The following is a 20,222-nucleotide window of genomic DNA, read 5'->3' on the forward strand; positions in this document are numbered from 1 at the left end:
GCGTTTGCCTGCGTTGAACCGTTCCACGGCGGGATGGTCAAGCGTCAAGCCGAGTTTGGCGGAATTAATGTCGGCCCGGATTGCCCGGCCCCTTCCGTAATGCAAGAGTTCGCCCGAAACCGCCATCCTACCACGGAGTAGATCATGCCCCATCCCCGCCCACCTGTTCTGGCCGGACTGGTTCTTCTGGCCGCCACAGGTCTTGCCTTGCCTGCGACCGCGCAGATCTGCGGCGAGGATGCACAGTGGCTGGGGGCAGAGGCTGACGGGGATGTTTCCACCAGCGAAACGCCCCTGGTGACTGCGGCCGACGTTGCGGCGGGCCAGCGGGCGTTCTTTGCCTTTCGTGTCAGCGGCGACGCCCTTGCGCTGCGTGTCGAGGCAGAGGCGCCCGAAGGAGATCCCGCGATTTCCCTGCTGACCGAGGACGGGCATCTGATCGCCGAGAACGACGATACGGCGGTTTCCTTGAATTCGCTGCTGGAAACCTCGGTTGGCCCGGGGGTGTATTGCGTCACACTCCGGTCGGCGAACGACGGCGCCCTGGCGGCGACGGTCCAGGTCTCTCGCCAGGACCAACCCGCGCTGCTGGCCGGGGACAATCAGCAAGCGGGCATGGACGCGATCGCCCCTTGCACGACAGACACCCCCGCCGAGGTCTTGTCGCCCGAGGCCCTGAACGGCCGGCTGGATCAGGGGCTGGTGACGACGGCCCAGGACGGGACGACGCATTATTACCGTTTCAGCCTGTCACAGCCGATGCCCCTGACATTGCGCGCCGCCAGCCCGACCCTGGATCCGGTTCTGAAACTGTTCGACGGCCAGGGCGTGCTGCTGGCAGAGAATGACGACGCGGATGGCCTGAATTCCCGGCTGGACTTCGCATCACCGCTGGCGGCGGGGGATTACTGCGTCGCCGCCGCCTCGCTTAGCGGGCAGCCCGGAGAGGTGACCCTCAGCGCCGAAAAGCTGGACCCCGAAGCCTTTCTTCGCAACGCCTATCGCCGGGGGGAACTGGCGCCGCCTGCGGATGGCGGCTTTCCGATCCAGGACGTCGATCTGGACCAGCAGACGCAGACGGTCGTGCTGCACGATGGCGCTGCGCAATGGCTGGGCCTGGCTTTGGATCAACCGACGGTGCTGATCATCAGCGGCTATGGATCGTTGACGGGTGCCGATCCCAAGCTGGTGCTCTTTGCCGCGTCGGGCGCCCCGGTGGCCGAGAACGACGACATCGACGGCAGCACGAATGCGCGCCTGGGGCCGGTCCTGCTGGAACCGGGCCGCTATCACCTGGGGGTGATCGACGTCAGCCGCAACGACGGCACCACCGGCCCGATCCGCCCGATCGGGCTGATCTTCGACCGGTTCCAGCGGGTGCCCTGATCCTTGCACCCGGAACAGGCCGTCCTATCTAATCTGCAAGGGGCGGCTGATCCGCCCGACGGAAGGAGAAGCCCGTGCCGGACAAGGTCCAACAGCAATTGCTGATCGAACAGCGCGTTGCAAACGAATCGAAATCGCAGCTGGTCGCCTATCTGCTGGCGATCGTGCTGTGGGGATTCGGGGCGCATCGCATGTATCTGGGCCGGTGGGCCAGCGGCATCATTATGCTGCTGATGTGGGGATTGGGCTGGTTGACCGCGCCGATCCTGATCGGCTGGATCCCCATCGCGCTTGTCTGCGTCTGGGCCTTCATCGACCTGTTCCTGATCCCCGGAATGATCCGGGGCGACCAGGCCGTGATCCGGCAGCGGCTGATGGCGGGCCGCTGGTAACGAAAAAGGCCGCGCCGGCATCGCCGCGCGGCCTTTCCTTAAGGAATCACGCCCTTACTTGGGGGCGATCATCATCACCATCTGCCGGCCTTCCAGCTTGGGCATGGATTCGACCTTGCCGGCCTCGCCCACATCGTCGCGGACGCGGTTCAGAAGCTCCAGCCCCAGGTCCTGGTGGGCCATCTCACGGCCGCGGAAGCGCAGCGTGACCTTGACCTTGTCCCCTTCGCCCAGGAACTTCATGACCGAACGCATCTTCACATTGTAATCATGGTCATCGGTTCCCGGACGGAACTTGATTTCCTTGATCTCGATGATCTTCTGCTTCTTGCGGGCCTCGGCCTCGCGCTTCTGCTGTTCATACTTGAACTTGCCAAGATCCATGACCTTGCAGACAGGCGGAACGGCGTTGGGCGAGATTTCGACCAGATCCAGCCCGGCTTCCTGCGCCATCTGCAATCCGACCGAAGGGGGGACCACGCCCACATTCTCTCCGTCGGCGCCGATCAGGCGGATTTCGGATACGCGGATGCGTTCGTTGACGCGGGGGCCGGTATCACGGGTGGGCGGTGCGTTATGCGGTCGGCGGGCTATGGCTGTGCTCCTTTGATAGCCAAATCGGAATGGACGGAAAATAAGCGTCAAAGCGCGATGATTCAACCGGATTTGATCGCCGATGGAATGGTTGCGGACCGTTCCGGCGGCTTTTCGACGCGGTTTGCATGTGCCATAGCTTCGCAAACCTTCTGCAAGGAACCTTTGTGATGCGCGTTCTGCTGGCCCTGATCCTGATTCTTGCCCTTGGGTTCGGCGGCTGGAGGATCTGGCAGGCCAACCAGCCCGACGGCAGCGTCGTCCCGCCCCAGGACGTCGTGGCGTCCGAGGAACCGGCCACCCAGGCGACCGATGCCGCCGCCGATGCAGCAGCTGATGCCGCAGCCGTGGCCGCGGATGTGGCGGCCGAGGCGGTCCAGGCCTCCGAGGAAGCAGGCGTCGCCCCCGTCAGCGAGGCTGCCGCCGAGGCCGAGGCCGCTGCCGAAGCGGCCCTGGATGCCGCCGACCGCGCGGCAGATGCCGCGGCAACGGCGGCAGAAGGCGCCTCTGCCCCCGTGACGCAGGCGGCACAGGACGCTGCGCAGGCGGCCAACGACGCCGCTGCGGCCACCGATCAGGCCGCCACCGCGGCGGTTGCCGCCACGCGGATCCAGTCGCTGCTGACGCCCGAAGGTTTCGACGCCGATCAGGTTACGCGGATCATCGACGGCGCCGCCATCGGCGATGCCCAGAAGGCCACCCTGAAGCGCCTGGTCGAAACGGCTGGGAACAATCCCGACCTGCTGCGGCAGGCCCTGGATCAGGTCAAGGCCGTGATGCCGTGACCATGCATCCGCCGCTGGCCGATTTCCTGAAGTCGCGCCCGGCCGTCCTGTCGCGCGGTCCCTTGGCCATCATCCTGGTCGAGGACGATGCCGTCGTCGCCGAAACGCTGCGGCATCATCTGGACATCGGCTTTCGTCACATCCTGGCCCTGTCCCCCGATCCGATCACTCTGCCGCCCGACGCGACGGGGCGTATCACCAACCTGCGATGGAACACGCGCCAGGCCGACGCCCACCGGGACGCCGTCAATGCCGTGATCGCGGCCGTCCCTGCGGGGACCTGGCTTTACTATGGCTTCAACGCCGAGTTCCTGTTCTTTCCCTTCTCGGAAACCCGCACCGTGGGAGAACTTTTGTCCTTTCACACCGAGGAACGCCGCGATGCGATGCTGACCTATGTGATCGACCTTTATTCCCCCGATCTGGACCGGGATCCGAACGCCGTCAGCCTGGGGGACGCGATGTTCGACCGGACGGGATATTTCGCGCTTGCCCGCAAGGACGGGAATGGCCTGCCCCTGGAACGCCAGCTTGATTTCCACGGCGGCCTGCGCTGGCGTTTCGAGGAACACATTCCGCCATCGCGACGCCGGATCGACAGGGTGGCCCTGTTCCGCAGCGCAGCCACCTTGCGTCTTGAGGCGGACCACCGCTTCTCTGTTCCCGAATACAACACCTATTCCTGTCCCTGGCACCACAACCTGACGGCGGCGATTGCGTCATTCCGGGCTGCCAAGGCGCTTGCGACCAATCCCGGCTCGAGAGAGGCGATTCGCACCTTGCGGTGGAAGAATTCGGAACCCTTTCAATGGCGCGCCCAGCAATTCCTGGATTTGGGATTGATCGAGCCGGGACAGTGGTTCTGAAAGCCCCTCTCGGCCACGCCCGGTCCTCTGCCTGAACCCTGATGGGGAACGCAGGGTCGGCCCATCACACGGGATGGCACGAAAGTCTGGTCCTCGGAACGCCCCCCTTCATGCTAGGCTGGGACGCCGGTTCTGGCTTGGCCGAGGGAGGGCGGAATGGCCGATCGTCATCACGTCAGAGAGATCGAGCAGGTTCTTGACGGCACGCAGACGGGCCGGGACGGTTTCGTGGCGGCATCCTGGCGGCGTTGCGTCGAACTATACGGCATGGACCCGTCGCGGAACGATCCGGCCCATATCGTCACCGAGGCCGAATTGCGCGATCACCGCAAGCAGGCGGAATGGATGATCGGGGCCGCCCGATCCAGCCTGCAAAGCCTGTTCCGGCAGGTTGCCGGGCAGAACTATGTTCTGCTTCTGACGGATGCGAAGGGCGTCTGCGTCGATTTCTTCGGGGACGACCTTTTCGTCAACGAGTTGCGCGGTGCCGGGCTTTACCTCGGTTCCAACTGGTCCGAGGATCTGGCGGGCACCTGTGGCGTCGGGGCCTGCATCGTCACGCAGGAACCGGTGACCGTTCACCAGGACGACCACTTCGGCAATGCCCATGTCTCGCTCAGCTGCACCGCGGCGCCGATCTTCGACAGCCTGGGCGGGCTGGCTGCGGTGCTGGACATATCCCTGCTGCGGTCGCCGACGCCGAAGCGCAGCCAGAACCTTGCGATGAGCCTTGTCACCAATGCCGCCCGCCGGGTCGAGATGGCGAACCTGATGGCAGAAGGGCGCCGTGACTGGATATTGCGGCTCTCCGACAGCCCCGAGTTCCTGGACGTCGATCCCGAGGCAGCCGTTCGCCTTGATGGGTCGGGGCGCGTTCTTGGCTATACACGCGCTGCGCGGCGTCTTTTCCCCGATGGCGGTCCGATCCTGGGGCGCCGCATCGACGAGGTTCTGGGCGTCACGGTGGACGACCTGCCGGACTTGATGCGCGACCGCCCGACCGAGGATCGAATCGTCGAAATGCAGGGCGGCGGTGCGCTGTTCGGCCATGCCATCGCACCGCAGGCGCCGCGCGCCGCGTTGCGCAGCAGCCGCCGCGACGGGCCGCTGGCGGGACTGGCGGGCGACGATCCGGTGATGGAACAGCTTCTTGCGCGTGCGGCAAAGCTTGCACGCACGGACGTGCCGCTGCTGATCGCCGGCGAGACGGGGACCGGCAAGACGAAGTTGGCGCGCGCGATCCACATGGGGAACGGCAAGCGGCTTTCTGGCCCTCGACTGTGCAGGGCTGTCCGCTGAGGTATTGCGCGAAGCCTGTGCCGATATCAGCGGCCCGACCACCCTGCTGCTTCGCCGGATCGAGGATCTGGACGCCGGGACGGCAGCCGCGCTGGCTGCGATACTGGACAGCCACGAGCTTCTGAGGCCGCTTTCGACCACCTGCGCCCTGCCCTCGGACCAGAGCCTCCCTCGGCCGCTGTTCCACCGCCTTGCGGGTGCCACGCTGTCCTTGCCGCCGCTGCGCCAAAGGCAGGATCTGGGCACGCTGCTGGATCGGCTGCTGCGGCGACGCGCACCCGACGACATGCGCCTGTCCCCATCGGCCCGCGCCGCCCTTCTGGGCCGTCATTGGCCCGGCAACCTGCGCGAGCTTGAACAGGTCTTGGATGTGGCGGTCGCCCTTTGCGAGGGGCGCGTGATCGACCAGCCCGACCTGCCCCAGCCCGTCGATGCCGCGCGCCGGGACAGCGAAGCGGACGAGCCGCTGGAGCAGGTCATGGAAGCCTGCGGATGGAACATGTCCTGTGCCGCGCGGCGCCTTGGGGTCAACCGCTCGACCGTCCTGCGCCGCCTGCGTCGTGCCGGGTTGCAACCGCCGGCCTAGGGCGTTGCGCGGCGTTGCGCCTGCAACATGCCGCATCGCAGCGTGCGATTTTCCGGCCGCGCAGCCTTCATTTCCGTGGATCGGGCAGCCAACGGACCCCGATACTTCTCCTTGCACACAGGAGGAGAGGCAATGCTTGATTCAACCGCGACATCCCGCACGCAGGTGGTGCTGGATGCCCTGAACACCGCGCTGGCTGCGGGCGATGTGGATGGCGTCAAGGCGCTGTTCGCCACCGACAGCTATTGGCGCGACCTGGTGTCGATCACCTGGAACCTGAAGACGGTCGAGGGGCCGGAGGGCGTGGCAGACATGCTGTCGCAGCAGCTGGCGCATACGACGCCAAGCAATTTCCGGATCCAGGACGGAGAGGCGCCCGCCGAGGACGGCGGCGTCATCACCACCTGGATCACTTTCGAGACCAAGGCCGGACGCGGCTGGGGTTTGATGAGGCTGAAGGACGACCGCATCTGGACCCTTCTGACGGCCCTGCAGGAACTGAAGGGTTTCGAGGAAAGCCGCGGCAAGCGCCGTCCCATGGGCGCCGAACACGGCGCGCAGAAGAACCGCCAGTCCTGGAAGGAACGCCGAGAGGCCGAGGAAACGCGCCTGGGCTATGACGCCCAGCCCTATACGGTGATCGTGGGCGGCGGTCAGGGGGGCATCGCGCTTGGCGCCAGGCTGCGGCAACTGGGCGTGCCGACCATCGTTCTGGACAAGCACGACCGACCCGGCGACCAGTGGCGCAGCCGCTACAAGTCGCTCTGTCTTCACGACCCGATCTGGTACGACCACCTGCCCTATATCAAGTTTCCCGACAACTGGCCGGTCTTCACGCCCAAGGACAAGATCGGCGACTGGCTGGAAATGTACACCAAGGTCATGGAGATCAACTATTGGACCCGGTCCGAGGTGCAGTCGGCCAGCTTTGACGAAGCTTCCGGCACCTGGACGGTCAAGGTCAACCGCGACGGCGAACAGGTGACGCTGAAGCCCACGCAACTGGTGCTGGCGACCGGCATGTCGGGCAAGCCGAACATGCCCCGGTTTCCCGGCATGGAAAGCTTCAAGGGCGAAATCCAGCATTCATCCCAGCACAAGGGGCCGGATGCCTGGACCGGCAAGAAGGTCGTGGTCGTCGGTTCCAACAACTCGGCCCACGACATCTGCGCGGCGTTGTGGGAAGCCGATGCCGACGTCACCATGGTGCAGCGATCATCCACCCATATTGTCCGGTCGGACAGCCTGATGGAGATCGGGCTTGGCGGGCTTTATTCCGAAGATGCCTTGGCGAACGGCGTGACGACCGAAAAGGCCGACATGATCTTCGCCTCGCTTCCCTATCGGATCATGCACGAATTCCAGATCCCGCTTTACGACCAGATGCGGGAACGGGACGCCGATTTCTATGCCGGTCTTGAAAAGGCGGGGTTCCAGCTTGACTGGGGCGACGACGGATCGGGCTTGTTCATGAAATACCTGCGGCGCGGGTCGGGCTATTACATCGACGTTGGGGCCAGCCAACTGATCATCGACGGCGAGGTGAAGCTGGTCCAGGGCCAAGTCGATCATTTCGAGGAAGATGCCGTGGTGCTGACGGACGGCACGCGGCTGCAAGCCGATCTGGTCGTCCTGGCGACTGGATATGGCAGCATGAACGGCTGGGCCGCCGATCTGATCAGCCAGGAGGTCGCGGACAAGGTCGGCAAGGTCTGGGGCCTGGGCTCGGACACCACCAAGGACCCCGGTCCCTGGGAAGGCGAGCAGCGCAACATGTGGAAGCCCACGCAGCAGGAAAACCTGTGGTTCCACGGCGGCAACCTGCACCAGTCGCGCCACTATTCCCTGTATCTCGCGCTTCAGCTCAAGGCCCGGATGGAGGGGTTGGACACGCCCGTCTATGGCCTGCAACAGGTGCATCACCTGTCGTGATGCATCTTGCGCCCGGCTGCCTCCTGGCCGGGCGCACATCCCCTTGTTCGGAGATCAAGATGAAAGCAGCACGTTGGCATGGCGTGAAGGACATCCGCGTCGAGGATGTCCCGGAACCGACCCCCGGTCCGGGCGAGGTCAAGGTGAAGGTCGCCTGGGCCGGGATCTGCGGCAGCGACCTGCATGAATACCTCGCGGGTCCGATCTTCGTGCCGGTAGAGAAGGACCACCCGCTGAGCCACGACAAGGCACCGATCACCATGGGCCACGAATACTGCGGCACCGTGACCGAGTTGGGCGAGGGCGTCACCAGCGTCGCGGTCGGCGATCGCGTGGCGATCGAGCCGATCTTTGCCTGCGGCACCTGCGCCGCCTGCCGGGACGGCAAATACAACCTGTGCGACTCGCTGGGCTTCGTGGGGCTGTCGGGCGGTCACGGCGGCTTTGCCGCCTATTCCGTGGTGCCGGCGCGCATGGTCCACAAGATGCCCGAGGGGCTGTCGATGGAACAAGGCGCACTTGTCGAGCCTGCCGCCGTGGCCCTGCACGCCGTCCGGCTGTCGAAGATCAAGGCCGGCGACACGGCGGCGGTCTTCGGCGCCGGCCCGATCGGGCTTCTGGTGCTGGAGGCATTGCGGGTCGCGGGGGCGGCGCAGATCCATGTGGTGGAACCGTCCGAGGTGCGGCGGCAAAAAGCCCTGGAACTTGGTGCCACGACGGCCACCGATCCAACGGCGGCGGATGCCGTCGGCCTGATCCGAAAGGCCACCGGCGGCGTGCATGTCGCCTTCGAGGTGACAGGCGTGCCGCAGGTTCTTGCGCAATGCATCGACGCCACGCGGCACGAAGGGCAGACCCTGATCGTCTCGACCTGGGAAGCCGATGCCGGCTTCCAGCCCAACACGGTCGTGCTGAAGGAACGTCAGCTTCAGGGCACCATCGCCTATCGCAACGTCTATCCGGCGGTGATGGAGCTGATGACCCAGGGCTATTTCAGCGCCGACAAGCTGGTCACGCGGCGCATCGCGATCGACGATATCGTGAACGAGGGGTTCGAGGCCCTGGCCAGCCAGAAATCCCATGTGAAAATCCTCGTCGAGGCGCCCTGACGAAACGCCACAGGGCGCGGCTTGTGCCCGCGCCCTGCTGGTTTTTGTCTGATCCGGCAAGCTTCAACAATGGGCTGCGATCCGTTGCCCACTTTGCTTTCCGAAGGCGGGAACCCGGATTTCCGGGTTCCCGTCGGCGCGAGGCCTGTCACTCCTGCCAGCTTTTCACCAATTCGTCATAGCTGATGGTTTCGGGCTGCGGATCCTCGTTTTCCAGCTTCAGCTGGGGCGCGATGCCCCCATGCTCCTTGGCATAGTTGTTCCACCATTCAAGGTCATGCTCCTCGGCCATCTTGGGGCCGATGTCGCCCTGGACACCCGCGCGTTCCAAGCGTTCCATCACCTTTTCCTGCTCGGCACACAGGCTGTCCATCGCCTCTTGCGGGGTCTTGGCGCCCGAGGCGGCGTCGCCGATGGCCTGCCACCAAAGCTGCGCGAGCTTCGGGTAATCCGGCACGTTGGTCCCGGTGGGCGACCACTGCAACCGGGCGGGGCTGCGATAGAATTCGATCAGCCCGCCCAGCTTGGGCGCGCGGTCGGTGAAGGACTGGTGGTCCAGCGTGGACTGGCGGATGAAGGTCAGGCCGACATGGCTTTTCTTCACGTCCACCGTCTTCGAGGTCACGAATTGCGCGTAAAGCCAGGCGGCCTTCGCGCGGTCGTCGGGCGTGGATTTCATCAGCGTCCACGACCCCACGTCCTGATAGCCCAGTTTCATCCCCTCTTGCCAATAGGCGCCGTGGGGCGAGGGGGCAAAGCGCCATTTCGGCGTCCCGTCCTCGTTCACGACCGGCAGGCCTTCCTTGACGAAATCGGCCGTGAAGGCGGTATAGGTGAACATCTGCTGGGCGACCTCGCCCTGGCTGGGGACCGGACCGCTTTCGCTGAAGGTCATGCCCTGGGCGGCCGGGGGCGCATAGGCCGACATCCAGTCCAAGTATTTCTGGATCGCGTAAACCGCAGCCGGGCCGTTGGTGTCGCCGCCACGCGCGACGCAGCTGCCCACGGGGCGGCTGTTTTCATCCACGCGGATGCCCCATTCGTCCACCGGCAACCCGTTCGGGATGCCCTTGTCGCCGTTCCCCGCCATGGACAGCCAGGCATCGGTGAAACGCCAGCCCAACGACGGGTCCTTCTTGCCATAGTCCATGTGGCCATAGACCTTCTTCCCGTCGATCTCTCGCCCGGTGAAGAATTCGGCGATGTCCTCATAGGCCGACCAGGTAACCGGCACGCCCAGGTCATAGCCGTATTTCTCCTTGAACTCGGCCTTGTTCTGTTCGTCGTCGAACCAGTCCGCCCGGAACCAGTAAAGGTTCGCGAACTGCTGGTCGGGCAACTGATACAGGTCGCCGTCCGGCGCGGTGGTGAAGGACTTGCCGATGAAGTCGTCGATGTCGAGGTTGGGGTTGGTGACATCCGCGCCTTCGTTCGCCATCCAGTCGGTCAGGCTGCGCACCTGCTGGTAACGCCAATGGGTGCCGATCAGGTCGCTGTCGTTGACATAGGCGTCATAGATGTTCTCGCCCGACTGCATCTGCGTCTGCAGCTTCTCGATCACGTCGCCTTCGCCGATCAGGTCATGCGTGACCTTGATGCCCGTGATGGCCGTGAAGGCGGGGGCAAGGGTCTGGGCTTCGTATTCATGGGTGGTGATGGTTTCGGACACCACCTTGATCTCCATCCCCGCGAAGGGTTGGGCGGCGTCGATGAACCACTGCATCTCGGCCTCTTGGGCGGCGCGGTCCAGGCTGGACATGTCGCCGATCTCGGCGTCCAGGAAGGCCTTCGCCTCCTCCATGCCAGCTTGCGCGCCGGTGACCATCAGCGCAAGGCTCATGGCCGTCGTCAAATAGAACTTCATGTCTTCTCCTCCCCAGGATGGGCCTTGGCGGCCCGTTTTCACACCCAGCGGAACACCGCCGCGGCGTAGATCAGTGACACGATCAATCCTCCCCAGGCGGGCGTTCCCCCGAAACCCAGCCAGGCAAGGTTGATGAAGGCCGAGCCGAGCAGGCTGATGAACAGCCGGTCGCCCCGGGTCGTCCAGATGCCCAGAACGCCCTTGCGGGGCGTTTCGGGGGATCGGATGGCAAGCCAGGTGAAAAGCAGCAGCAGCGCCGCGATCACCCAGAAGAACAGCGCGGTCGGAAAGGTCCAGGCCATCCAGCCGCCGGGATTGAGGCTGCCGGTCCATTCCCGCACCCCGTCCTCGGCCGGGACCAGCATGAACAGCCATGCCAAGGCGGCCATCATCAGCAGGGCGGCAGCGGCAAAGCCCAGGTTGACGGAACGCCCGCGCATCACACCCTCCCCAGGGCGAAGCCCTTGGCGATGTAGTTGCGCACGAACCAGATCACCAAGGCGCCGGGCAGGATCGTCAGCACCCCCGCCGCCGCCAGCACCCCCCAGTCGAGGCCCGAGGCACTGACCGTCCGCGTCATCGTCGCCGCGATGGGCTTGGCGTTCACGCTGGTCAGCGTGCGCGACAGCAGCAGTTCCACCCAACTGAACATGAAGCAGAAGAAGGCGGCGACGCCGATGCCGCTGGCGATCAGCGGCATGAAGATGCGGGTGAAGAAGCGCGGAAAGCTGTAGCCGTCGATATAGGCGGTCTCGTCGATCTCTCGCGGGACGCCGGACATGAAGCCTTCCAGGATCCAGACGGCCAGCGGCACGTTGAACAGGCAATGCGCCAGCGCCACGGCGATATGGGTGTCGAACAGGCCGACGGCCGAATAAAGCTGGAAGAAGGGCAGCGCGAAGACGGCGGGCGGGGCCATGCGGTTCGTCAGCAGCCAGAAGAACAGGTGCTTGTCGCCCAGGAAGCGGTATCGGCTGAAGGCATAGGCGGCGGGCAGCGCCACGGCCAGCGACAGCACCGTGTTCATCACCACATAGATCAGGCTGTTGATGTATCCCATGTACCAGCTGGGATCGGTCAGGATCACGCGGAAGTTGCGCAGCGTGGGATTCTGGGGCCAGAGGCTGAAGGTGCCGGTGATCTCGGCATTGGTCTTCAGGCTCATGTTCACCAGCCAGTAGATCGGCACCAGCAGGAACAGAAGATACAGGGTCATGACGACAGCAGACCCTCGGGATGCGCGGGCGGTGGTCATGTGCGGTCCCTTTGCGCGGTCATGACGGTATAGAAGACCCAACTGATCAGCAGGATCACCAGGAAATAGATCAGGCTGAAGGCTGCCGCCGGGCCCAGGTCGAACTGCCCGATCGCCATCTTCACAAGGTCGATCGACAGGAAGGTGGTGGCGTTGCCAGGACCGCCGCCGGTGACGACAAAGGGCTCGGTATAGATCATGAAGCTGTCCATGAAGCGCAGCAGCACGGCGATCAGCAGCACGCCCGACATCTTGGGCAGTTCGATATAGCGGAACACGCCCCAGCGGCTGGCCTGGTCGATGCGCGCGGCCTGGTAATAGGCGTCGGGGATGGATTGCAGCCCCGCATAGCAGAGCAGCGCGACAAGGCTGGTCCAGTGCCAGACATCCATCACGATGATCGTGGCCCAGGCATCCACCGGGTCGTTGACATAGTTGTAGTCGATGCCCAGTGCCGCCAGCGTGTGCCCCAGCAGGCCGATGTCCACGCGGCCGAAGACCTGCCAGATCGTGCCCACCACGTTCCACGGGATCAGCAACGGAAGGGCCATCAGCACCAGCACCAGGCTGGCCCAGAAGCCGCGCTTGGGCATGTTCAGCGCGATGAAGATGCCCAAGGGGATCTCGATGGCCAGGATGATGGCCGAGAACAGAAGTTGCCGGCCCAGGGCTGCATGGATGCGGTCGCTTTCCAGCACCTCCTGGAACCAGCCGAGGCCGTTCCAGAAGAACTGGTTGTTCCCGAAGGTGTCCTGCACGGAATAGTTCACCACCGTCATCAGCGGGATCACGGCGGAAAAGGCGACCAGCACCAGCACCGGCAGGACCAGGAACCAGGCGCGGTTGTTGACGGGCTTGTCCATCACGCGGCCCTTTCCAGCGGCTCGATGCGCCAGTCATCGACAAAGACGCCGATGCGCGCGGGGTCCAGCGCCACGCGGTCGAACGCGGCGGGGATCGGCTGATCCTCGGGGACGACGAGGTTGAAGGGTGCGCCCGCGACCTCTCCGCGCAGGATGCGGTGGTGGCCCACATCCTCGGTGCGGATCAGGCGGAAGGGCAATCCTTCGGATGCCGGCCGCACGGCGTCGGGGCGGATGCCGATCTGCACGCGACCCTTCGGCGGCGCATAGGGCGCGGCCAGCGGGATCGTGGTCCCGGCGATGCGGGCGGTCGTGCCCTGGATTTCCGCATCCAGCAGGTTCATGCCGGGCGAGCCGATGAAATAACCCACGAAGGTATGCGCCGGGGCGTCGAACAGCGACTGAGGCGTGCCCGCCTGCACGACGCGGCCTTCGGACATGACCACCACCTCGTCGGCGAAGGTCAGCGCCTCGGTCTGGTCGTGGGTCACATAGATCATCGTGTGGCCGAACTCTCGGTGCAGGGCCTTGAGTTGGGTTCGCAGTTCCCACTTCATCTGCGGGTCGATCACGGTCAGGGGCTCGTCGAACAGGATCGCGTTCACGTCCTGCCGGACCATGCCGCGGCCCAGGCTGATCTTCTGCTTGGCATCCGCCGTCAGCCCGCGCGCGCGGCGGTCCAGCGTATCGGTCATGCCGATCATGCGCGCCACCGCATCCACGCGCGCGGCGATCTGGTCGGCAGGCATCCCGCGGTTCTTCAGCGGAAAGGCCAGGTTTTCCCGCACGCTCATGGTGTCATAGACGACCGGGAACTGAAACACCTGGGCGATGTTGCGTTCCGCCGTGGACAGGTCGGTGACGTTCCGGTCGCCGAACAGCACCCGCCCGCGCGACGGGTGCAGCAGGCCCGAGATGATGTTCAGCAGCGTGGTCTTGCCGCAGCCCGAACTTCCCAGCAGCGCATAGGCCCCGCCGTCCCGCCAGGTCAGCGACATCGGCTTCAGCGCCCAGTCCGCATCCGCCTTGGGCGCGGGAAGATAGCTGTGGGCAAGGTTGTCGAAGGTGATCTGGGCCATCACGCCGCCTGTGCATAGGGGGCGGCGCGGGCAAGCCTGCCGCCTTCGTCGAACAGATAGACATGCGCCGGATCCAGCCAGACCGTCAGCGCGGCGCCGGCGGAAAGGTCGCGCACGCCCGGCACCAGGCCCACCCAGCGATCATCGCCGTGGCGAAGGTGCAGATAGGTTTCGGCCCCGGTGATCTCGGTCGCGTCCAGCCGGGCCGAAAGGCCAAGGGTCCCTGCCCCGGGTTCCAGCGTCAGATGGGGCGCGCGAAATCCGGCAAGATAGCGACCATCCGGGACATCCACCAGCCAGCGGGCGCTGTCCAGGATCGCCTCGCCGCCGGAAACCTGCACCGGCTTGAAGTTCATCGGCGGGTCGCTGAAGACCCGCGCCGTCACCGCGTCCTGCGGGCGGCGATAGACCTGCGGCGTGGGACCGAACTGCGTCACCCGGCCCTGCCACAGGGTCGCGGTATGGCCGCCCAGCAGCAGCGCCTCCTCGGGTTCGGTCGTGGCATAGACGAAGATCGCGCCCGAGGCCTCGAAGATGCGGGGGATTTCCGCCCGCAACTCCTCGCGCAGCTTGTAGTCGAGGTTCGCCAGCGGTTCGTCCAGCAGCACCAGCCCGGCGCCCTTGACCAGGGCGCGCGCCAGGGCCGTGCGCTGCTGCTGGCCGCCCGACAGTTCCAGCGGGCGGCGGTCCAGCATCGGGGTCAGGCGCATCATCGCGGCCGTCTCGCGCACGCGGCGGTCGATCTCGGCCCGCGCCACACGCTGCAGCCGCAGGGGCGAGGCGATGTTGTCATAGACCGTCATCGAGGGATAGTTGATGAACTGCTGGTACACCATGGCGACGCCCCGGTCCTGCACCCGCTGGCCGGTCACGTCCTGGCCCTGCCAATGGATCTGCCCGGTCGTCGGCTGGTCCAGCCCGGCCATCAGCCGCATCAGCGTGGTCTTGCCCGACAGCGTCGGACCCAGCAGGACGTTCATGCTTCCGGGCGCCAGCACAAGATCGGTCGGGTGGATCCAGTCCTGGCCCGCAACCTGCTTGGTGACGCCCCGAAGCTCCAGCGTCATGCCGCGGCCCTTTTGCTTGCCATGTAATCCTCGACGGCCGCGACCTGTTCTGGCGTCAGGCGCAGGCCCAGCTTGGATCGCCGCCACAGGACACCCTGGGCATCGCGCGCCCATTCCCGTTCGATCATCCAGCGCAGTTCGGCTTCCGTCAACGTCGCGCCGAAGTCGCGCCCAAGGTCGGCAGCCGTCCGGGCGCCGCCAAGAACAAGCGCCGCCTCGGTGCCATAGGCCCGCACCAGCCGGTTGGCCCAGTCCTCGGTCAGGAAAGGATGGTCGCGCCGCAGCGCCTGGGCCAGCGCACCTGCCCCGTCCACCGGAAAGTCGCCGCCGGGCAGATGCGCGCCCGCCGTCCAGGCCGCGCCCGCGCCCGGCAGATGCGGCGACAGCTTCGCCAATGCGGCCTCGGCCAGGCGGCGATAGGTGGTGATCTTGCCGCCGAAGACATGCAGGCAGGGCGCGCCCCTGTCATCCAGCGACAACACGTAATCGCGCGTCGCCGCAGTCGCCGTGGACGCGCCGTCGTCGTGAAGCGGCCGGACCCCCGAATAGGTCCAGACCACGTCGTCGGCGGTTACCGGCGTCCTGAAGTAGCCGGACACGAAGCGGCAAAGGTAATCCACCTCCTCGGGCGTGCAGACGGCGCGGTCGGGCGGTCCATCATGATCCACGTCGGTCGTGCCGATCAGGGTGAAGTCGCGTTCATAGGGGATCGCAAAGACGATCCGCCCATCCTGTCCCTGCAGGAAATAGGCCTTCTGGTGATCGAACAGCCGCCGCGTGACGATATGGCTGCCCCGCACCAGCCGCACCCCTTCGTTGCTGGGCAGATGCGCCACGTCGTGGATCACCCTGCCGACCCAGGGACCCGCCGCATTGACCAGCACCTTGGCGCGGAACTCTCGGCCGTCGGACAGGCGGACCAGCCAGCCCTCGGCCTCGCGCCGGGCCTCGGTCACCTTCGATCCGACGATGATGTCCGCCCCGCGCGCGGCGGCATCGCGGGCGTTCAGGACGACAAGCCGGGCATCGTCCACCCAGGCGTCCGAATATTCATAGGCGCGGGTCAGGCGGTCCTGAAGCGGCGCACCCTCGGGTGCCTGGCGCAGGTCCAGCGTCGAGGTGCCGGGCAGGATTTCCCGCGCGCCCAGGTTGTCATACAGGAACAGCCCCGCTCGGATCACCAGGTTGGGGCGGTGCCCACGTCCCCAGGGCATCAGCACCGACAGGATCCGCGATACCGGCGTCTTGCCCGCGAACCGCATCTTCGGGTCCAGCGGCAGGACGAAGCGCATCGGCCAGGCGATATGGGGCATGGCGCGCAACAGGACCTCGCGCTCACGCAGGGCCTCGCGGACTAGGCGCAGCTCCAGGAACTCCAGATAGCGCAGCCCGCCATGGAACAGCTTGGTCGAGGCGCTGCTGGTCGCCCCCGCAAGGTCGCCCTGTTCCGCAAGCCGGACGGACAGGCCCCGGCCGGCGGCGTCCCGGGCGATCCCCGTGCCGTTGATGCCCCCACCGATGACGAACAGATCCGTCGCCGACATAGCCATTCCTCACTTCCCCGTGTTCAATTCGAACATCCACGCACGCGATCTGTCAACATGGATGTTCGCTTTCGCGCATTTTGTTTCGCTTGACACAGGCGTTGCAAGGGGTCTTCTGGATCCGGGGCGCGAAACCACGGCGGGTGGGCAGGGAAGCGGATGAACATCAGGCAGATGCAGATCCTTGAAGTCGTGCGCGCTTCGGGCCGCGCCAGCGTCGAGGAACTGTCCGCGCGGCTGGAGGTGACCCCCCAGACGATCCGCCGCGACCTGGCCGAACTGGCCGACCAAGGCGTGCTGGACCGCGTCCATGGCGGCGCCATCCTGCGCAGCGGCGCCAGCAACATCGCCTATGAGGAACGCAGGCGGATGAACGAGGGCGCCAAGGCCGCCATCGGCCGCGCCTGCGCCGCCCAGATCCCCGACAACAGTTCCGTCATCCTCAACATCGGCACCACGACCGAGGCGGTCGCCCGCGCCCTGCTGCGCCACCGCAACCTGACCGTGGTCACGAACAACATGAACGTGGCCAACATCCTTGCCGCCAACGAAAGCTGCGAGGTGCTGGTCGCGGGCGGCTTGCTGCGGCGGTCGGACGGCGGGCTTGTCGGCGACCTGACCAGCGAGTTCATGGCGAACTTCAAGACGGATTATGCCATCATCGGCTGTTCCGCCCTGGACGAGGACGGCGACCTGCTGGACTTCGACATGGCCGAGGTCCGCGTCAGCCGCGCCATCCTGCGCCAGGCACGCGAACGCTGGCTGGTGACGGATTCGGCCAAGCTGGCGCAGAAGGCCCCGATCCGGGTCGTGTCGCTGGGCGAACTGGACGCGCTGTTCATCGACCAGCCGGTACCGGAAGCCCTGGCCAAGGTGTGCGAGGGCGCCGGAACGCGCGTCATCGTCGCGACCGCCGATCCGTGATCAGTCCAGCACAGCGGCCCGCTGCTTCTCCTCCCTGTCTTGCGGGAACGACTTCTGAAGTGTCGCCAGAAGGGCGGCAAGCGCCGGCGTGGTTTCGCCCCGGCGATAGACTGCAAAGATGTCCGACACCGGGGGATCGGGTGCGATCGGCCGGTGGATCAGCGGTCCGGCCGTCGCCGCGATGCCTGCCGGAACAAGGCCTATTCCGAAACCGGCAGAAACCAGGCTTGGAATGGATTGCGCATCGATCACCTGCTGGGAAACACGCGGTCGCGCGCCCCCTTGGGTCAGGATCGACAGAATGAAGGCCGCGAAATCGGAACTGTCGGGCCGCAGGATGACATGCTGCTCGTGCCGAAGATCGTCGATGCTCAAGCTGCGTTCGGCACCCAGTGGATGATCCGGGGGCAACAGGACGACCAGCTCCTCGCGCCAGGCAAGCTGGCAACTCAGGTCGTCATGATACGGAACCGAGCGATTGAAACTGATATCCATGCGGCCACTCAGCAGATCGCTGACCTGCAATGCGGGGGCCTGCTCGTGCAGCCGGACGCTGATCAAGGGATGCGCGCGGCAGAACTGCGCCAGAAGGTCTGCCAGCCCCGCGCGGAGAATGGATCCCGTCGCGCCGATATCCAGCGTTCCATGCTGGCCCGACAGCACTTCCTGCACCTCAAGCAGGGCGCGGTCGTGCTGGGCCAGGATGCTGCGGGCTCGGCGCAGGAACACCTCGCCCGCGCTTGTCAGGGTCATCCTGCGGCTGGTCCGCTGAAACAGCGCGGTGCCGACCGTCCGTTCAAGCGCCTGGATTTGCAGGCTCAGCGGCGGTTGCGACATGTTCAGGCGCCTGGCCGCGCGGGTGAAGTTCAGCTCCTCGGCCAGAACGACGAAACATTGCAGCTGGCGTATTCTCATATCGAAACCATATGGATCGGCATAAAAACAATATTAGACAGGAATAGGGATTCGCCCAACACTTCTTGGCACTCAAAAGCGGCGCATGAACGCCGCCTCTGTCAGGGAGAAAATCGACATGCCAAGCTGGTCGCGGTCACTGTTCGGGCAGGTCTGCCTTGCCCTTGTCCTGGGGGTGCTTGCAGGCACCATGGCCCCCGATTTTGCCGCCGAAATGAAGCCTTTGGGCGACGGCTTCATCAAGCTGATCAAGATGCTGATCCCCGCCATCGTGTTCTGCGTGGTCGTCCACGGCATCGCGGGCGCGGGCGACATCAAGAAGGTGGGCCGCGTCGGCGTCCGGGCCATCATCTATTTCGAGGTGATCACGACCGTGGCCCTGATCCTGGGGATCGTGCTGGCCTATGTCTTCCAGCCCGGCGCGGGCATGAACATCGACACCAGCACGCTGGATGCCTCGGCGCTGTCGGCCTATGTGGACCGCGCGAACGAGGTCAGCCAGGGCGGCATGGTCGATTTCCTGATGAAGCTGATCCCGACCACTGTGTTCAGCGGCTTCGCGACCGGCGACGTGCTGCAGGTGCTGATCGTGGCGATCCTGGCGGGCTGCGCGCTGTCGCTGATGGGCGAACGCGCCAAGCCGCTGCTGACCGTGATCGAGCTTGCGGGCGAGATGGCCTTCAAGATCATGTCCTTCATCGTGCGCCTGGCGCCCTTCGGCGTCTTCGGCGCGATCTCCTATACCGTGGGCACCTATGGCGTGGGCTCGCTGGCGCAACTGGGCTATCTGGTGGTGCTGTTCTATGTCGCCGTCGCCCTGTTCGTCTTTGGCATCCTGGGACTGGTGATGCGGCTGTCGGGCTTCAGCATCATCAAGCTGATCCGTTACCTGCGGGCCGAGGCCGGGATCGTGGCGGGCACCACCAGCAGCGACAGCGTGCTGCCCCAGACCATGCGCAAGCTGGAACATCTGGGCATCAAGGACACCACCGTTGGTCTGGTCGTGCCGACGGGCTATTCCTTCAACCTCGACGCCTTCTCGATCTATCTGACGCTGGCCGCGCTGTTCATCGCGCAGGCCACCAACACCGACTTGGCCTTCCTCGATCTGCTGACGATCCTGGCCGTGGCCCTGGTGACCTCGAAGGGCGCGCATGGGGTGCCGGGCTCCGCGATCGTGATCCTGGCGGCGACGCTGACGGCGGTCCCGGCCATTCCCGCGATCGGGCTGGTGCTGGTCCTGTCGGTCGATTGGTTCATGGGCATCGCCCGCGCGCTTGGCAATTACCTGGGCAACTGCGTGGCGACCGTGGCCGTCGCGTCCTGGGTCGGCGACATCGACCGCGACCGCGCCCATCGCGTCCTGAACGGAGAGGACGTGGACGGCCTTGAAGTGCTTGAGGAACCGGCACCGCTGGGCGTTCCAGCGGGACAGGTGGCCCATGGATAATCCCGTGGTCCTGAAAGGAAGCAATGACATGAAAGACCTCCCCCCCGCCGGCGCACCGACTGGCGACGTGGCCGAAGTCCCGCGGGCCGATCCGCAGCGCATCCCCTATGCCGGACCGGTGGCGGGGCTGCCGCCGCAGACCGGCATGACCACCGACACGGCCGTCTTCACCGAGGCCTATGCGGTCATCCCCCGCACCGTGATGCGCGACATCGTCACCTCCTACCTGCCCGGCTGGACCGGCATGCGGATGTGGATGATCGCCCGGCCCTTGTCGGGCTTTGCGGAAACCTTCAGCCAGTACATCGTCGA

The 20,222-nt window shown here is 65.5% G+C and carries 19 protein-coding genes and 1 pseudogene; 11 read left to right on the forward strand and 9 right to left on the reverse strand.

The window, feature by feature from the left end; translation table 11 throughout:
- Positions 1 to 144: 144 nt before the first annotated feature.
- Entirely contained in the window at positions 145 to 1,386 is a 1,242-nt protein-coding gene (locus tag CK944_RS01715; RefSeq protein ID WP_103171269.1) for a hypothetical protein, read from the forward strand.
- Between the two features lie 74 nt (positions 1,387 to 1,460).
- Positions 1,461 to 1,778 (forward strand): TM2 domain-containing protein, encoded by a 318-nt coding sequence (locus CK944_RS01720; RefSeq protein ID WP_239985939.1) that lies wholly within the window; start codon positions 1,461 to 1,463, stop codon positions 1,776 to 1,778.
- Between the two features lie 54 nt (positions 1,779 to 1,832).
- On the opposite strand, the gene infC is transcribed toward CK944_RS01720, so the two are convergent.
- Positions 1,833 to 2,372: a translation initiation factor IF-3 gene (gene infC, locus CK944_RS01725; RefSeq protein ID WP_103171332.1), complete on the reverse strand. Its 540-nt coding sequence runs from the start codon at positions 2,370 to 2,372 to the stop codon at positions 1,833 to 1,835.
- Between the two features lie 170 nt (positions 2,373 to 2,542).
- On the opposite strand from infC, the gene CK944_RS01730 reads away from it, so the two are divergent.
- The 6 genes from CK944_RS01730 to CK944_RS01750 all read left to right on the forward strand — a co-directional run bounded on the left by CK944_RS01730 (position 2,543) and on the right by CK944_RS01750 (position 8,949).
- Positions 2,543 to 3,157: a hypothetical protein gene (locus tag CK944_RS01730; RefSeq protein WP_103171270.1), complete on the forward strand. Its 615-nt coding sequence runs from the start codon at positions 2,543 to 2,545 to the stop codon at positions 3,155 to 3,157.
- A 2-nt stretch (positions 3,158 to 3,159) separates the two neighbouring features.
- Positions 3,160 to 4,023 (forward strand): glycosyltransferase family 2 protein, encoded by an 864-nt coding sequence (locus CK944_RS01735; RefSeq protein WP_103171271.1) that lies wholly within the window; start codon positions 3,160 to 3,162, stop codon positions 4,021 to 4,023.
- Positions 4,024 to 4,179: 156 nt separating this feature from the next.
- Positions 4,180 to 5,322, forward strand: a complete 1,143-nt coding sequence (locus CK944_RS01740; protein ID WP_371411640.1) for a sigma-54-dependent Fis family transcriptional regulator — start codon at positions 4,180 to 4,182, stop codon at positions 5,320 to 5,322.
- A gap of 4 nt (positions 5,323 to 5,326) precedes the next feature.
- On the forward strand, positions 5,327 to 5,908 hold the full coding sequence (locus CK944_RS24305; protein ID WP_371411641.1) for a helix-turn-helix domain-containing protein: 582 nt from the start codon (positions 5,327 to 5,329) through the stop codon (positions 5,906 to 5,908).
- A gap of 132 nt (positions 5,909 to 6,040) precedes the next feature.
- Positions 6,041 to 7,840 (forward strand): NAD(P)/FAD-dependent oxidoreductase, encoded by a 1,800-nt coding sequence (locus tag CK944_RS01745; protein WP_103171272.1) that lies wholly within the window; start codon positions 6,041 to 6,043, stop codon positions 7,838 to 7,840.
- A 59-nt stretch (positions 7,841 to 7,899) separates the two neighbouring features.
- A complete protein-coding gene (locus CK944_RS01750) occupies positions 7,900 to 8,949 on the forward strand; it encodes a 2,3-butanediol dehydrogenase (protein WP_103171333.1) in 1,050 nt (349 codons plus the stop codon).
- Between the two features lie 148 nt (positions 8,950 to 9,097).
- Here CK944_RS01750 and CK944_RS01755 read toward each other — a convergent pair whose 3' ends face one another.
- From CK944_RS01755 to glpD, 7 genes are all read right to left on the reverse strand, one after another.
- A complete protein-coding gene (locus tag CK944_RS01755) occupies positions 9,098 to 10,813 on the reverse strand; it encodes an ABC transporter substrate-binding protein (RefSeq protein WP_103171273.1) in 1,716 nt (571 codons plus the stop codon).
- A 38-nt stretch (positions 10,814 to 10,851) separates the two neighbouring features.
- A complete protein-coding gene (locus tag CK944_RS01760) occupies positions 10,852 to 11,178 on the reverse strand; it encodes a DUF2160 domain-containing protein (RefSeq protein WP_205048995.1) in 327 nt (108 codons plus the stop codon).
- A gap of 74 nt (positions 11,179 to 11,252) precedes the next feature.
- Positions 11,253 to 12,068 carry a carbohydrate ABC transporter permease gene (locus CK944_RS01765; protein ID WP_103171275.1) on the reverse strand — a complete coding sequence of 272 codons (816 nt, stop codon included), beginning with the start codon at positions 12,066 to 12,068 and terminating at the stop codon, positions 11,253 to 11,255.
- Positions 12,065 to 12,931 (reverse strand): carbohydrate ABC transporter permease, encoded by an 867-nt coding sequence (locus CK944_RS01770; protein WP_103171276.1) that lies wholly within the window; start codon positions 12,929 to 12,931, stop codon positions 12,065 to 12,067. Before CK944_RS01770 ends, CK944_RS01765 begins: the two co-directional genes overlap by 4 nt.
- Entirely contained in the window at positions 12,931 to 14,010 is a 1,080-nt protein-coding gene (locus tag CK944_RS01775) for an ABC transporter ATP-binding protein (protein WP_103171277.1), read from the reverse strand. The genes CK944_RS01770 and CK944_RS01775 overlap by 1 nt, the downstream gene beginning before the upstream one ends.
- The gene (locus tag CK944_RS01780; RefSeq protein WP_103171278.1) at positions 14,010 to 15,077 is read right to left on the reverse strand and encodes an ABC transporter ATP-binding protein; all 1,068 of its coding nucleotides are present in this window, start codon (positions 15,075 to 15,077) and stop codon (positions 14,010 to 14,012) included. The genes CK944_RS01775 and CK944_RS01780 overlap by 1 nt, the downstream gene beginning before the upstream one ends.
- A complete protein-coding gene (glpD, locus tag CK944_RS01785; protein ID WP_103171279.1) occupies positions 15,074 to 16,621 on the reverse strand; it encodes a glycerol-3-phosphate dehydrogenase in 1,548 nt (515 codons plus the stop codon). The genes CK944_RS01780 and glpD overlap by 4 nt, the downstream gene beginning before the upstream one ends.
- A gap of 159 nt (positions 16,622 to 16,780) precedes the next feature.
- Here glpD and CK944_RS01790 point away from each other — a divergent pair, with 159 nt between their 5' ends.
- The gene (locus CK944_RS01790) at positions 16,781 to 17,545 is read left to right on the forward strand and encodes a DeoR/GlpR family DNA-binding transcription regulator (protein WP_103171280.1); all 765 of its coding nucleotides are present in this window, start codon (positions 16,781 to 16,783) and stop codon (positions 17,543 to 17,545) included.
- Here the strand turns inward: CK944_RS01790 and CK944_RS01795 are convergent, their stop codons facing one another.
- Positions 17,546 to 18,460, reverse strand: a complete 915-nt coding sequence (locus CK944_RS01795) for a LysR substrate-binding domain-containing protein (protein WP_103171281.1) — start codon at positions 18,458 to 18,460, stop codon at positions 17,546 to 17,548.
- 85 nt (positions 18,461 to 18,545) lie between these two features.
- On the opposite strand from CK944_RS01795, the gene CK944_RS01800 reads away from it, so the two are divergent.
- Together CK944_RS01800 and CK944_RS23935 are read left to right on the forward strand one after the other, a co-directional pair.
- Positions 18,546 to 19,910 (forward strand): C4-dicarboxylate transporter DctA, encoded by a 1,365-nt coding sequence (locus CK944_RS01800; RefSeq protein WP_239985941.1) that lies wholly within the window; start codon positions 18,546 to 18,548, stop codon positions 19,908 to 19,910.
- 28 nt (positions 19,911 to 19,938) lie between these two features.
- A pseudogene (locus CK944_RS23935) lies at positions 19,939 to 20,222 on the forward strand (hypothetical protein); the annotation flags it as partial.

This window comes from Paracoccus sp. SY, from assembly GCF_002901215.1.
Classification (GTDB): domain Bacteria; phylum Pseudomonadota; class Alphaproteobacteria; order Rhodobacterales; family Rhodobacteraceae; genus Paracoccus; species Paracoccus acridae.

Excerpts from the sequence above, each read along its gene's own strand:
- CK944_RS01715 (WP_103171269.1), top strand. The coding sequence starts at position 145 with ATGCCCCATCCCCGCCCACCTGTTCTGGCCGGACTGGTTCTTCTGGCC.
- CK944_RS01730 (WP_103171270.1), top strand. The coding sequence starts at position 2,543 with ATGCGCGTTCTGCTGGCCCTGATCCTGATTCTTGCCCTTGGGTTCGGC.
- CK944_RS01735 (WP_103171271.1), top strand. The coding sequence starts at position 3,160 with ATGCATCCGCCGCTGGCCGATTTCCTGAAGTCGCGCCCGGCCGTCCTG.
- CK944_RS01740 (WP_371411640.1), top strand. The coding sequence starts at position 4,180 with ATGGCCGATCGTCATCACGTCAGAGAGATCGAGCAGGTTCTTGACGGC.
- CK944_RS01745 (WP_103171272.1), top strand. The coding sequence starts at position 6,041 with ATGCTTGATTCAACCGCGACATCCCGCACGCAGGTGGTGCTGGATGCC.
- CK944_RS01750 (WP_103171333.1), top strand. The coding sequence starts at position 7,900 with ATGAAAGCAGCACGTTGGCATGGCGTGAAGGACATCCGCGTCGAGGAT.
- CK944_RS01755 (WP_103171273.1), bottom strand. The coding sequence starts at position 10,813 with ATGAAGTTCTATTTGACGACGGCCATGAGCCTTGCGCTGATGGTCACC.
- CK944_RS01760 (WP_205048995.1), bottom strand. The coding sequence starts at position 11,178 with ATGCTGGTCCCGGCCGAGGACGGGGTGCGGGAATGGACCGGCAGCCTC.
- CK944_RS01765 (WP_103171275.1), bottom strand. The coding sequence starts at position 12,068 with ATGACCACCGCCCGCGCATCCCGAGGGTCTGCTGTCGTCATGACCCTG.
- CK944_RS01770 (WP_103171276.1), bottom strand. The coding sequence starts at position 12,931 with ATGGACAAGCCCGTCAACAACCGCGCCTGGTTCCTGGTCCTGCCGGTG.
- CK944_RS01775 (WP_103171277.1), bottom strand. The coding sequence starts at position 14,010 with ATGGCCCAGATCACCTTCGACAACCTTGCCCACAGCTATCTTCCCGCG.
- CK944_RS01780 (WP_103171278.1), bottom strand. The coding sequence starts at position 15,077 with ATGACGCTGGAGCTTCGGGGCGTCACCAAGCAGGTTGCGGGCCAGGAC.
- glpD (WP_103171279.1), bottom strand. The coding sequence starts at position 16,621 with ATGTCGGCGACGGATCTGTTCGTCATCGGTGGGGGCATCAACGGCACG.
- CK944_RS01790 (WP_103171280.1), top strand. The coding sequence starts at position 16,781 with ATGAACATCAGGCAGATGCAGATCCTTGAAGTCGTGCGCGCTTCGGGC.
- CK944_RS01795 (WP_103171281.1), bottom strand. The coding sequence starts at position 18,460 with ATGAGAATACGCCAGCTGCAATGTTTCGTCGTTCTGGCCGAGGAGCTG.
- CK944_RS01800 (WP_239985941.1), top strand. The coding sequence starts at position 18,546 with ATGAACGCCGCCTCTGTCAGGGAGAAAATCGACATGCCAAGCTGGTCG.